This window comes from Pectobacterium actinidiae, assembly GCF_000803315.1.
In the GTDB taxonomy this organism is placed as follows: Bacteria; Pseudomonadota; Gammaproteobacteria; order Enterobacterales; family Enterobacteriaceae; genus Pectobacterium; species Pectobacterium actinidiae.
This window is the reverse complement of record NZ_JRMH01000001.1, coordinates 916,316-928,526: the sequence shown is the minus strand read 5'-3', so window position 1 is coordinate 928,526 and position 12,211 is coordinate 916,316. Positions and strand designations below refer to the sequence as shown.

General features: G+C 44.6%; 11 protein-coding genes. 5 read left to right on the top strand and 6 right to left on the bottom strand.

What is annotated here, in order from left to right; genetic code table 11:
* Positions 1-78: 78 nt before the first annotated feature.
* The 5 genes from KKH3_RS03910 (at position 79) to KKH3_RS03890 (ending at position 4,744) form a co-directional block, all read left to right on the top strand.
* Positions 79-993 carry a Fe(3+) dicitrate ABC transporter substrate-binding protein FecB gene (locus KKH3_RS03910; protein ID WP_039356013.1) on the top strand — a complete coding sequence of 305 codons (915 nt, stop codon included), beginning with the start codon at positions 79-81 and terminating at the stop codon, positions 991-993.
* Positions 990-1,985 carry an iron-dicitrate ABC transporter permease FecC gene (gene fecC, locus KKH3_RS03905; protein ID WP_039356009.1) on the top strand — a complete coding sequence of 332 codons (996 nt, stop codon included), beginning with the start codon at positions 990-992 and terminating at the stop codon, positions 1,983-1,985. Before KKH3_RS03910 ends, fecC begins: the two co-directional genes overlap by 4 nt.
* Positions 1,985-2,944 (top strand): Fe(3+) dicitrate ABC transporter permease subunit FecD, encoded by a 960-nt coding sequence (fecD, locus tag KKH3_RS03900; protein WP_039356006.1) that lies wholly within the window; start codon positions 1,985-1,987, stop codon positions 2,942-2,944. The genes fecC and fecD overlap by 1 nt, the downstream gene beginning before the upstream one ends.
* Complete coding sequence (gene fecE, locus KKH3_RS03895) at positions 2,945-3,712, top strand: Fe(3+) dicitrate ABC transporter ATP-binding protein FecE (RefSeq protein ID WP_039356003.1); 768 nt, start codon at positions 2,945-2,947, stop codon at positions 3,710-3,712.
* A 321-nt stretch (positions 3,713-4,033) separates the two neighbouring features.
* Complete coding sequence (locus tag KKH3_RS03890; RefSeq protein ID WP_039356001.1) at positions 4,034-4,744, top strand: helix-turn-helix domain-containing protein; 711 nt, start codon at positions 4,034-4,036, stop codon at positions 4,742-4,744.
* Here KKH3_RS03890 and KKH3_RS03885 read toward each other — a convergent pair.
* From KKH3_RS03885 to KKH3_RS03860, 6 genes are read right to left on the bottom strand one after another with little or no spacing between them, the layout of a single operon-like run.
* Positions 4,741-6,042: an ATP-grasp domain-containing protein gene (locus KKH3_RS03885; RefSeq protein WP_039355997.1), complete on the bottom strand. Its 1,302-nt coding sequence runs from the start codon at positions 6,040-6,042 to the stop codon at positions 4,741-4,743. The genes KKH3_RS03890 and KKH3_RS03885 overlap by 4 nt on opposite strands.
* Positions 6,043-6,059: 17 nt before the next feature.
* Entirely contained in the window at positions 6,060-7,235 is a 1,176-nt protein-coding gene (locus KKH3_RS03880; RefSeq protein ID WP_039355994.1) for an MFS transporter, read from the bottom strand.
* An 18-nt stretch (positions 7,236-7,253) separates the two neighbouring features.
* Positions 7,254-8,948 (bottom strand): carbamoyltransferase family protein, encoded by a 1,695-nt coding sequence (locus KKH3_RS03875; RefSeq protein ID WP_039355991.1) that lies wholly within the window; start codon positions 8,946-8,948, stop codon positions 7,254-7,256.
* An 11-nt stretch (positions 8,949-8,959) separates the two neighbouring features.
* Positions 8,960-9,763, bottom strand: coding sequence for a dimethylarginine dimethylaminohydrolase family protein (locus KKH3_RS03870; RefSeq protein WP_039355988.1), 804 nt, complete (start codon positions 9,761-9,763; stop codon positions 8,960-8,962).
* Positions 9,760-10,947 (bottom strand): argininosuccinate synthase, encoded by a 1,188-nt coding sequence (gene argG, locus KKH3_RS03865; RefSeq protein WP_039355986.1) that lies wholly within the window; start codon positions 10,945-10,947, stop codon positions 9,760-9,762. Before argG ends, KKH3_RS03870 begins: the two co-directional genes overlap by 4 nt.
* Entirely contained in the window at positions 10,937-12,121 is a 1,185-nt protein-coding gene (locus tag KKH3_RS03860; RefSeq protein WP_234991558.1) for a PLP-dependent cysteine synthase family protein, read from the bottom strand. The genes argG and KKH3_RS03860 overlap by 11 nt, the downstream gene beginning before the upstream one ends.
* Between the last annotated feature and the right edge of the window lie 90 nt (positions 12,122-12,211).

Below are 12,211 nucleotides of genomic sequence, written 5' to 3'. Positions count from 1 at the left end.
GTTATCACTCGCCGGGCGAATGCCCGGCCTGACTAACGATCATGACTTATTCGATCACAATAATCGTGGAGTTACGCTATGTTTGCTCTCATTCGCGTTGCACTGATTGCAACACTTTGTCTGTTCGGACTGGGTCGCGCCAATGCAGTCACGGTGCAGGATGAACAGGGTTCCTTTACGCTCGACACGCCACCTCAGCGCATTGTGGTGCTGGAACTCTCTTTTGCTGACGCGCTGGCTGCCATAGACGTCAGCCCGGTTGGCATCGCCGATGACAACGATCCAGACCGGATCCTGGCTGAAGTCCGTGAGCATCTCAAACCCTGGCACTCTGTCGGCACGCGCGCGCAGCCGAGTCTGGAAGCCATCAGCGCACTGAAACCTGATTTGATCATCGCCGATAGCAGCCGCCATAGCGGTATTTACACAGCGCTGAAGGCCATTGCACCGGTATTGCTGCTGAAATCGCGCAACGAAACCTATGCAGAAAATCTGCACTCGGCGGAGATCATCGGCAAGGTGCTGGGGAAAGAAGAGGCCATGCAGGCTCGTCTCACCCAGCATCGTGAAACAATGAAAGCCTACGCTGACCAACTTCCCAAAGGTACAAGCGTCGCCTTCGGCACCTCGCGCGAACAGCAGTTTAACCTGTACTCCAGCGATGCCTATACCGGCAGCGTGCTGGCTGCCCTCGGCCTGAAGGTTCCGAAACCCATCAACAATGCCCCGATGACCGCCATCAACCTGGAACAACTGCTGGCGATTAACCCACAGTGGCTGATTGTGACGCACTATCGCGAAGAAAGTATTGTGAAGCGCTGGCAGCAGGATACGCTCTGGAACCTGCTGGAAGCCCAGCAAAAACAGCAAATTGCCGCCGTTGACAGCAACGCCTGGGCACGGATGCGCGGCATCTTTGCAGCAGAGCGCGTCGGCAGCGATACCGTGAAGATTTTTAAGCATCAGCCCGTTAGCGTCAGCAGCGAGCAATGAGGCAAGGTTTCCACCCGTTCTGGCGTTGGGGATTACCGATAGCGGCATTGCTGGGCGTGTTCTGGCTCAGCCTATTTTGCTATTCCGCGATCCCCATTCCCGCCCTGAGTGCCCTCAAGGCGCTGATAACGGGATCGCCCTCTTCACTACCGGAGGCGCTGGTACTCAACCTGCGCCTGCCACGCAGTCTGGTTGCCGTGCTGATCGGCGCCAGTTTGGCGCTGTCCGGCGCTTTGCTCCAGATCCTGACCCATAATCCTCTGGCGTCACCCTCTTTGCTCGGCATCAATAGCGGCGCGGCGCTGGCGATGGCACTGACCAGCGCGTTCAGTTCTTCACTCTCCGGTTACCCCATCGCCTTTGTTGCGGCTATCGGCGGCGGCCTGTGCTGGATGATGGTGATGGCAGTTGGCGGCGGCTGGCGACAAACGCTCGATCGCAATCGGCTGATTCTGGCGGGCGTCGCGCTTTCAGCCCTGTGCATGGCGTTAACCCGCATCACGTTGCTGCTGGCGGAAGATCACGCCTATGGCATTTTTTACTGGCTGGCAGGTGGCGTATCGCATGCTCGCTGGGTGGAATTCTGGCAGCTCTTCCCGTTTGTCATCATCGTCACCCCCGTAGTTCTGCTTCTGGCGAACCAGCTTAACCTGCTCAATGTCGGTGACGTGAGCGCCCACACACTGGGCGTCAACTTAGATCGTCTGCGCCTGATCCTCAATCTAGCGGTGCTGATTCTGGTCGGTGCCTGCGTAAGCGTCGCCGGTCCGGTCGCGTTTATCGGCCTGTTAATACCGCATCTGGCGCGTTTTTGGATCGGTTACGACCAAAGAAAAGTGCTCCCCATGAGCATGCTGATGGGCGCGGCATTGATGTTACTGGCCGATCTGCTTGCCCGCGCGCTCGCCTGGCCGGGCGAACTGCCTGCCGGCGCAGTGCTGGCCCTGATCGGCGCGCCCTGTTTCGTGTGGCTGGCAAGGAGGCGAGGATAATGCGCCCCGTTATTGTGTTTATCTCGATTACACTGTTGCTACTCGCCACCAGCATTCTGTCGCTGCGCATGGGCGCGATTCCGCTGCCGTGGTCGGCGTTGATGAGCGGCTGGCACAGCACCAGCGAGCATCATTATGTTCTGACGCAGTATCGCTTGCCCCGCGTGCTGCTAGCGCTGTTCGTCGGCGCAGCGCTGGCGATTTCCGGCGTGCTGGTGCAGGGAATTGTGCGTAACCCGCTGGCCTCGCCCGATATTCTCGGCGTGAACCACGCGGCGAGTCTGGCAACCGTCAGCACACTGATGTTGGTGCCTGCGCTACCCGTGATTTGGCTACCGCTTCTCGCGTTCATCGGCGGCATCGCCGGGCTGCTACTGCTGAGACTTATCGCAGGCGTGTCATCCCCAATGCGGCTGGCGCTCATCGGCATCGCGCTGTCCGCCACTTGGGCAAGCGTCACCGACTACCTAGTTATCTCCCGTCCGCAGGATATCAACAACGCACTGCTGTGGTTGACGGGAAGCCTATGGGGACGCGACTGCTCATTCGTCATGGTCGCACTGCCCGTCCTCAGTGTGCTCATTCCACTCAGCCTGCGCTTTTGCCGCGATCTGGATTTGTTAGCACTGGGCGACGACCGCGCCAGCACGCTGGGCGTTAATATCGGGCACGTTCAGTTCTGGGGATTAGCGCTCGCCGTAGCACTCGCCGCGACCAGCGTGGCTATCTGTGGCCCTATCGGCTTTATCAGCCTCGTGGTGCCACATCTGATCCGCTATCTGGTGGGAGGACGGCACCGCTGGCTCCTTCCTGCTTCTGCCATTGCTGGTGCGCTGGTACTGCTGCTTGCCGATCTGCTGGCACGCACACTGAACCCGCCGATGGAATTACCCGCCGGGGTGCTCACCGCGATTATCGGTGCGCCCTGGTTTTTTTGGCTTCTTGTGAGAATGCGCTAAATGGAACTGACAACACAAAACCTGACGGCGGGATATGGCGACAAGCGTATTCTTGATGGCTTGTCACTTTCACTGCCTGCGGGGAAAATTACTGCCCTACTCGGCCCCAACGGCTGCGGTAAATCAACGTTACTGAAGTGTTTCGCCAAACTCCTTATGCCGGAATCGGGAGCTATTCGGCTCAACGACAAGCCGCTCTCTACGTTCTCGGCTCGCCAGCTCTCGCGCCATCTGGCGCTGTTACCACAGCATCACCTCACGCCAGAGGGAATCACCGTGCGTGACATGGTGGCCTACGGGCGCAGCCCCTGGTTATCGCTGTGGGGACGCTTATCACAGGACGATCGCCAGCGCGTGCAGCTCGCGATGGAGAAAACGCACATCGTCGACCTCGCCGACAAACGGTTAACCGATTTGTCCGGAGGGCAACGCCAACGGGCGTTTCTGGCGATGCTGATCGCGCAGGATACCCCCATTGTACTGCTCGACGAACCGACGACTTACCTCGATATCAATCATCAAGTTGAACTGATGAAACTGCTGCGCGAACTGAATCAGGCGTGCAAAACGGTGGTGACCGTTCTGCACGATCTGAATCAGGCCAGCCGCTACTGCGATCATCTGGTGATGCTGGCCGGTGGACGCGTGATAGCACAGGGGTCACCACGCGAGGTCATGAAACCGGACTTACTACAACAGGTATTCAGCATCGATGCGGAGATCCACCCCGAGCCGATATCAGGCCAGCCAATGTGTGTGGTGCGGTGAGCGCAAGCAGAAAAATAGGATACTGCGGCCTGAACGCCTCTTCAGCAAAAGAGAGCCAATTGGGTCATACATTCTATGAATATTAATAATATAAAAAGCGTAATCGATAATAATTATAGAGGTAGGCATACATCAGCCTGTTGAAAGACATAAATAAATTTATTGATAAAAGAGGATAAATCTTGGCATGCAGAGATAAAAAGAACTAAATATCAATACATAGACTAATTATACATTTTTAAACTTTATTAAAACTTATGTATTGCCTTGAGCAAGGTGCGTGCTTTAAATTTAATCACCTTGAGAAAAGGAGTAATCAAGATGTTATCAAAAAATACTTATTTTAGATGCAAATGTAAAGAAATAGACAGTGCAGAAACACTTATTCAGTTGAAAAAAACCATCTTACACATTATAAAATCATATGGATTTAATTATTACTCCCTCTACAAAGAAAGCCCTTACCCCTTAACAAAAAGAAAATTTACCTTACTGAGCTGCTTTGACGATAATTTTACCATTGATAGAGAAACTCATAACTCAGTTCTAACTATACTTAGCAATGCGACTTTACTTTACCCACCTTCAATTTTTTCCTGGCAAACACACATAAAAAAACAGCATCCTAAAACCTTAAGTTATTTTAATAAAAAAAACATTAAGGATGGGTGTTCAACAATATATAAGACCCCCAAAGATGAGAATGTATTATGCTCATTTTTTAGAGGAGAAAACCTTACAAAACAGGATGGGCATAATGTAGATGACCTAAGCTTACTCCTTATATCGGCATCAATGGCCTGTAAATATTCGTCCCTAACAGAGAGTAACAACGATTCTCCTCCGCTGACAATACGTGAAGTCGAGATCATGCGCTGGGCCTCCGAAGGAAAAACATCCTCAGACATCGCCAACATCTTGCATTTATCAACTAGTACCATAAATTTTCATATGCAAAATATCCTTGAGAAGCTGGCGGTGCCGAACAAGGTCGCCGCCATTGCTAAAGCGATATGTTACAATCTGATTTAAATGTAGTGAATATAGTCTTTAATTATCGACTGCCACGATTTATTTATCAGGCTCATTAGTTCAGCATGATTAATTTTTTCTTTATCTATATAAACACAGACATACCCACAAAAATCATTGTTCGTTTTTGGAATTTTATAAACCGGGGAATTCCCTTTAACATTTACCTTAATGTCAATAATTTCATACTTATATTCATTAAGTATTTCCTTCACTAACGACGCCATTTCATTTTTTATTAACTCCGGGTTCATTTCTGTTTTAATAGTTCCGTCTTCAGGGGCAAGCAGGTTAATAAGAAACGCGCTACCAATAGGTTCTGGAATCGCACGGGTATCAGAAAAACCTTGCACCAAATGATCAACCCATATTTTCTGCAACGATATACCAAACACTTTATTTGCCATATCCCAGATACGCATGCCGGCAGGGCGACGATTTGTTTCGACTAAAAACGTTTTTCCAGTGATTGAATCAAGTTTAATTTCGTTATGAAAAGCGCCGTAACGTTGACCCGAAAGAAGATTCATACTTTGACCAGCTTTGACTAATGCCAGAGCCTGCGTCGGAGAACACTGTGCTGGCACGATTTGTCCAAGTTCGACAGGATAATCACCAAGCTGACTGACTTTTTGCGTCAAAAATGAAAGTACACCTACGCCGTCATAGGAAAACTCAGAATCAAAAGCAATCAACTCCTCTGCAATGATGCTGCTGTCAGGTGCAGCCAGACAGGACGCAGCGTAAGAAGCCTCTAGCGAATCCATGGCCTTGACGATTTTCACACCAATGTTTGCCCGACCATCGACTGGTTTTATTACTACACCTGACGGACATAATTCAAAAAACGCTTTTAATTGCTGATAATCGCTCACATGCGTTGAGCGCGGCGTAACAATATTCTGTGCATGAAGAAATGTTTCCAGGATCGATTCCTGTTCCCTGAATTTTAACTTGTCGATACCAGCAAAACTTAATGTCGCATCGTCACCATATAGCCCTAATCTTTTGGCAATGACAGCCGCGTGTCCCGATACCGCATCCATAAAAGGGAGAATACACGCACACTCCATTTCTACATTTTTAATCAGTTTAATTACTTCATCTTCATAATTCACAGTAGATACAGGCAAGTGATAGACGTGATCACATATATTTCTCTCCTCACCCGAGAGCATATCACTGACGATCACCATATCCAGGTCGTACTGCGCTTTCACATATTCCTTGATAAGTTTTAAGTCATGAATTCTTGCAGGGAGATAATCAAGAACTAGCAGATACTTTTTCGTGTTCATTCTCTATCCTTATGAGATTAATCTTTGGATGTAAAGTAACGAAATGGATTTATTAGAAAAAAAGAAAAAACGACAACCAGAAAAAAAATAATAAAAATATATTTATAATCAATTAGCAATAAGAATTTAGCGCAAATAAAACTAGCCAGCGGAACGGCTAATTGATTAAGAACCAATACAATACCTAAATAACGAGAGAATCCCTCAGCAGGTAAAAGCCTGGCACGATAAAAGCGGGAAAAAAGATTGAAGCACCCTTCCGAACCAATAATAAGCAGAAAGCCAAGCAGATAAACATAGAAATTATTTGCTACACCAACCACCAATAAACCACATGCGGCTATAATAAATGCGCTTAGCCCCACAGTACGAATGTGGAATCGACGAATTAGTTTTGGCGCAACAAAAAACAGCAAACAGTTGGCTATTCCTGCCATAGCAAGCGCCTGCGCGTAGCCTTGTTCAGGCTGGTGAAAAATGGATGTAATAACATAGACTGCCGTTGATAATAATGCCCCTTGCATGATATTTACTAAAAAGGTAAGGCTTATTATTTTTTTCAAATCTCGATTAGCAGCAATATAGGCGATGATGTATTTTAATGACTTTTTATCATGACTCTCTGCACTCACTGTCGTCTTCACTTTGTGGATAGACATCCACAAAAAAGTGCTGATAATAAAAGGTATTGATATAAATATAAATGTTTGCAGAATAGAAAATTTTAACGTTAAAATACTTACAAGTATTGGTGCTGCTATATAAGTAAACTGCTCGACAAATTGCAGTTGAGAGTAAATAGAAGGTAGTTTATTACTAGATATCGTTTGAGAAACGAAGCCCTCAAGATTCACATAGCCTGCGCCGCTAAAGAACGACAAAATACAGGCTATAGGAATAATCAGGCTTACTATATATTCAGGAGATATATAAGGGTAAGAAAAATACAATAATAGGCACACGCAGCCTCGAATACTATCACTAAAATATAGCATTCTAAGTGGGTGAATTTTATGCCCAATCCAACCTGAAAGAGGCAATGATACTACGCGTGCTAATCTTTCCAAACCAAAAGCTAAGGAGGTTAATGAAGCGCTATTTGTTGAGGTATACACCAGTACCGGCACAGCGAAAATAATAAATGCTTCTGCAAATATAGAAAAAAAACGTGCCAACACAATTTTCGTGATCACTGGTGCAACCTGTATAAATTAATGAATAGACTTAATGATATAATCACCCAATACTAAAAAGTCAATTCTTGTTTTGAGAAAAGTTTTAATAGCGTCCTCCGGTGAACACACAATGGGTTCACTATCGTTAAAAGAAGTATTAAGTAGAATAGGTACACCAGTAAGCTTATGAAACTCACTAATCAGATGGGTATAGCTTTCATTTGTTTCTTTATCGACAATTTGTACCCGTGCGGTGCCATCTGCATGCGTAACAGCGGGAATAGCATTTTGCTTAGCAGGCTTAACATCCATCGCTAACAGCATATATTTTGCCGCATCGGGTAAACCACGAGAAATAAACCAATCACTCGCATATTCTCGCAGCACGCTGGGTGCGAAAGGCCTAAAGAACTCACGATGCTTAACCTTTAAGTTCATCAGATCGCGAATATCTTTATTACGAGGATCGGCCAACAGACTACGATTACCAAGGGCGCGAGGACCAAACTCCATTCGCCCCTGAAACCAAGCCACAACATTATTATCAGCGATCAGTGAGGCGACTCTTTGGTGGATATTATCCACTTTCTCCCAAGTTAAATTGTATTTTTTCAATTCGTGCTCATACTGCGTATCTGAATATTCAGGACCGAGGTAAGCACTGACCATTGGATGACGCTGAGTCTGCTCCATAATATGATGCCAAATATACAGTGCAGCGCCGATAGCGGTACCAGCATCATGTGCGGCTGGCTGTACATAGATATCAGCAATGTCACACGCTTCATAGAGCAATCGATTTGTAATACAATTCAATGCTACGCCACCAGCCAGACAGAGGTGGTGGCTACCGCTGCTTGCCAGATAATGCCTGGCAATGTTCATAACAATATCATCGGTAACAACTTGCAGTGTCGCTGCAATATCATAATGTTCCTGACGTAGCTCGTCATGTTTATGACGCTTTTGCAAATCAAACAACGATTCCAATTTTGAGAATGATTTACTACGAAACGTGAGAATATCGTTATTAATAGTAAACTGCCCTTCCGGCAAACACTCAACAATCGAGGAAAACTGCTCCTTGAATCTTTCAGCATCACCATATGCCGCCATGCCCATAACCTTGCAGGCATCATATTCAGAAAATCCAAGATACTCTGAAATTCTCTCCCACATGAAACCTATAGAGTTAGGATACGTTATGGTCGATATTTTCGTTAGTTTATTTTCCTTTCCAATAAAAACACCTGCGGTATTATCCTCACCGATACCATCAAGAGAAAGAACCAGTGATTCATTAAAAGACGAAGGATAATATGCAGATGCAGCGTGAGCAGTATGGTGCGCTACCCAATGAAAATCACCGCGGAATCCCATGTTTTGCAAGATCAATGGAACATTTGCTGTTTTACGATAGAACAGACCTTCTCCAGACTCACTTGCCCAACCATCAGATAACTTTGTCTCATTAATATAAGCAGACTTATGCCTGGCTATGGGATCAATAGAGTAGCCAATGCTATGAACATCACACAGTTGAATACCAGCAAAGGCGAGCGCAGCGTTAAGCGAAGACAGGGGTAACTCATCAGGATTATCAAGATCTGCTGATTTACCATGTTTTTGCCTATTTAAACGCTCTTCTTCAATCGCAAAAACAACCTCACCATCCTTAATCAGGCACACTGAGGATTCATGGTAGACTGAATTAATGCCTAAAATATACATTTTAAAACCTCTTAATTCAGCTTAAGCACCAGACAGCGTAAACTCCCGCCACTTTTAAAATATTCACTCATATTGCATTTAACAACATTGAAACCAAAATCATTAATTTTTTGTTCAACTTCAGGAGAACAATCATGCATTAATACATCGTTACCAATAGGGATATTGTTACATACAAACAGCTCTTTGGCATCAAACTCTGAGACAGCAATGCGCCGGCTAAAGTTTTTTTCAATATAATCCTGACTTTCCTTAGTGAAAGCCTCAGGGTAATAAATAATTGTATCTTCAGAAATGAAAGAGAAGGCCAGTGCAACATGAAAGAACGTATTATCCTGAATATGTAATTCGCCAAGAACTTTCAATTCTGGATACGTTTCCCGAATGGCTTTAACCGCGTCTTTATCAGAGCGAGGACCGAAACCGAATATAATACTGTCGTCCCAGTAAATCACATCTCCCAGACCTTCAAAATGTACACCAGGCTCGACACGATGGACTTCAAAACCCTCTTTCTTCAAAAAATCGATATAATACGGTGTCTCACCCTGCCGTTCAGGGTGCCTGAAATTACTTGCCAGAAATTTATTATTATGAATCATGCCGCAGTCACCGGCAAAAGTCATATCTGGTAAGCCTTTTACTGGCTCAATAACTTTAACTTTTATACCACGCGTCACCAGTTGATCGTAAACATAATTCCATTGATTTTGTGCGACAACTTTGTCTACTTTGTTTTTTGGATCCATCCAATCATTAATAACATATTCAATATCGTAGAAGTCAGGTTTACACATCAGTAGTTCATGAATCATTTTATTTCCCTTTTTTTGATTGCACTACATTTACTATGAATATTAAATATCCGTGAAAATCCTTCTGCATCATCTTGACTATAAAGATGTCCACAGTTGTAAATGGCCATATCCGCATTGTAGATTGACGAATCCGAATCACGAGAGATAACGCGGGCGTAGTACATACCGATCTCTAAATCTACGGTGCCATTCACATTGCAATTGATACTGTCAATAAAAGAGTTTAAATGATTCATTAAAGGATCGTACCAAAGACCTGAATAAACCATTTCAGTCCACTTTCTATCGATAGTTTCTTTAAACCAATTTTCATTTCTATTAGAGCAATAAATCTCTAATTGCTTATGTGCCATAATTAAAAGATGTGCTGCTGGAGATTGATATATCGCACGACTTTTTAAGCCAACGACACCATCCTCAACCATATCGAACAGGCCGACTAAATAGGTATTACCAATTATTTTTAATCTTTCAATAATCTCGTAAAGTGGCATACATTCATGATTCAACGAGACAGGTATACCTTTTGCAAAACCCAACGTGATGACCGTTGGCTCCACACATTCTTTATATTCTGCGGATATAAAATCCTTTACGTCTTCAGGCATTGTACGGCCAGGATTTTCTAAATCACCACATTCTATCGTCAGCCCCCACATATTCTCACTCGTAGAGTAGGGATTATTACAGCCAAACTCTAATGGAATATTATAACGGCGTGCATAGTCATAAACATCTTGATCGCTATGGGAAAAACGTCTCAATGAAGCTATGGGCGTTTTACCGAGTATTTCGATATTCATGTCCATTCTGACTTGATCGTTTCCACGGAATTGATGTGCAATATGTTCAATATTCAACTCGGTTGCGACTTCAACCGCAGCCTCAGCTAACGCTGGGCGTGATAATGCCGCACTGAGATGGTAGCCATCTTGATATATCGCATTAGCCTTGATCGCTTTTGAGATGATATTACGTGCGTATTGGTCACGATAATCCTTATAAATAAAGCGATCTGCACCTGCGGCTATACATTCCAGCTCAATATCTTCTATGTCACATGCCTTGCCTTCATCAATCAAAACAGAATACACATTGGTAAAATTTTTCTTTAGATCCTTGATAATGAGCGGGTTGTAAAGACGATTATAAAATATAGCAATAACATTATCAGAAATCATTTAGAGTACATCCTAATTCATAAACGAGAGATGTCAATTCATTGTCACAGTCACTTTTTTCAATCAACTCTGAGAACCCGTGCTTTGCAAGCCATGTATCACTGTAAATAGTATCAACGTATCGTTCACCACTATCTGGGATGATAATCACGACATTATCCCCCGGGTTGAACTTATTCAGACGTTCCAGCCCGGCAGATAATGCACAAGCCCCCGTGCCACCAATCAGGATGCCTTCTTTACGAGCCAACTCACGAGCTATTTTAAACGCCGTGAAATCAGATATTTTTATCGCATCGTCGATGTAACGATCATCTAGAATTTTGGGACGAAATGCCAAGCCAGCACCCTGCACAAAATATTTCCCTGCCTCACCGCCAAAGATAATTGACCCCATCGGCTCAACCGCAAATACTTTAATCGCAGGATTCATTTCTTTAAGGTATCTTGAAACGCCAGTGATTGTGCCGCAACTTCCTGCGGTAATAAAAACACCGCTAATATCACCAGAGAACTGACTGTATATTTCTCGTGCTGTTGAATCGTAGTGTTCCTGAGGGTTATCCTGATTCTCAAACTGCATGGGACTAAAGGCGTTTGGGTATAACGAAATGATTTTTTTAGTCAATTCTATACGATACAAAACCGTATCAATACCATCTTCAAATTCTGGTAAGAAAATGATATCCGCACCATAAGCCTTTATTTTATCTCGTTTAGCACTGGGTACCATGCGATCTAAAATAGCAATAAATTTATATCCTTTTGCGGCGCATGCCATTGCCAAGCCAATCGCGGTATTCCCTGATGATGGCTCGATAACGATCATGCCTTTGCGCAGTACGCCTTTACTTTCTGCTTTCTCCAGCATGGAAATAGCGATTCTATCTTTAATGCTCCCACCTGGATTGGTTGTTTCCATTTTAAGATGGACATTTACGCCTTGAGTGTCAAACGCATTGATACGTACACAGGGTGTATTTCCTACTGTCTTAAGAATACTGTTGTATTTCATTTTAATTTTCTCTGAATTAGCTGAACTATCTATTCTGGCAATAAGAACAGGAATACCACGATTTGCTTGATATACGAATAGTCCATTATTTTCAAACTTTAAAAAATCAAAATAATGAAATAGATTTCGTTTAAAAAACCCATACATAACGCTCAGCATAAAAACACCCTTCGTTTATCAAAAAATATTCCTATCCGAGAAACGTTAGCCACCTTAAGTTTTACGTATTTTCTTTACAACTAGCAGAAT

Excerpts from the sequence above, each read along its gene's own strand:
- fecD (WP_039356006.1), top strand. The coding sequence starts at position 1,985 with ATGCGCCCCGTTATTGTGTTTATCTCGATTACACTGTTGCTACTCGCC.
- KKH3_RS03875 (WP_039355991.1), bottom strand. The coding sequence starts at position 8,948 with ATGTATATTTTAGGCATTAATTCAGTCTACCATGAATCCTCAGTGTGC.
- KKH3_RS03890 (WP_039356001.1), top strand. The coding sequence starts at position 4,034 with ATGTTATCAAAAAATACTTATTTTAGATGCAAATGTAAAGAAATAGAC.
- KKH3_RS03870 (WP_039355988.1), bottom strand. The coding sequence starts at position 9,763 with ATGATTCATGAACTACTGATGTGTAAACCTGACTTCTACGATATTGAA.
- KKH3_RS03910 (WP_039356013.1), top strand. The coding sequence starts at position 79 with ATGTTTGCTCTCATTCGCGTTGCACTGATTGCAACACTTTGTCTGTTC.
- fecE (WP_039356003.1), top strand. The coding sequence starts at position 2,945 with ATGGAACTGACAACACAAAACCTGACGGCGGGATATGGCGACAAGCGT.
- KKH3_RS03885 (WP_039355997.1), bottom strand. The coding sequence starts at position 6,042 with ATGAACACGAAAAAGTATCTGCTAGTTCTTGATTATCTCCCTGCAAGA.
- KKH3_RS03860 (WP_234991558.1), bottom strand. The coding sequence starts at position 12,121 with ATGCTGAGCGTTATGTATGGGTTTTTTAAACGAAATCTATTTCATTAT.
- argG (WP_039355986.1), bottom strand. The coding sequence starts at position 10,947 with ATGATTTCTGATAATGTTATTGCTATATTTTATAATCGTCTTTACAAC.
- fecC (WP_039356009.1), top strand. The coding sequence starts at position 990 with ATGAGGCAAGGTTTCCACCCGTTCTGGCGTTGGGGATTACCGATAGCG.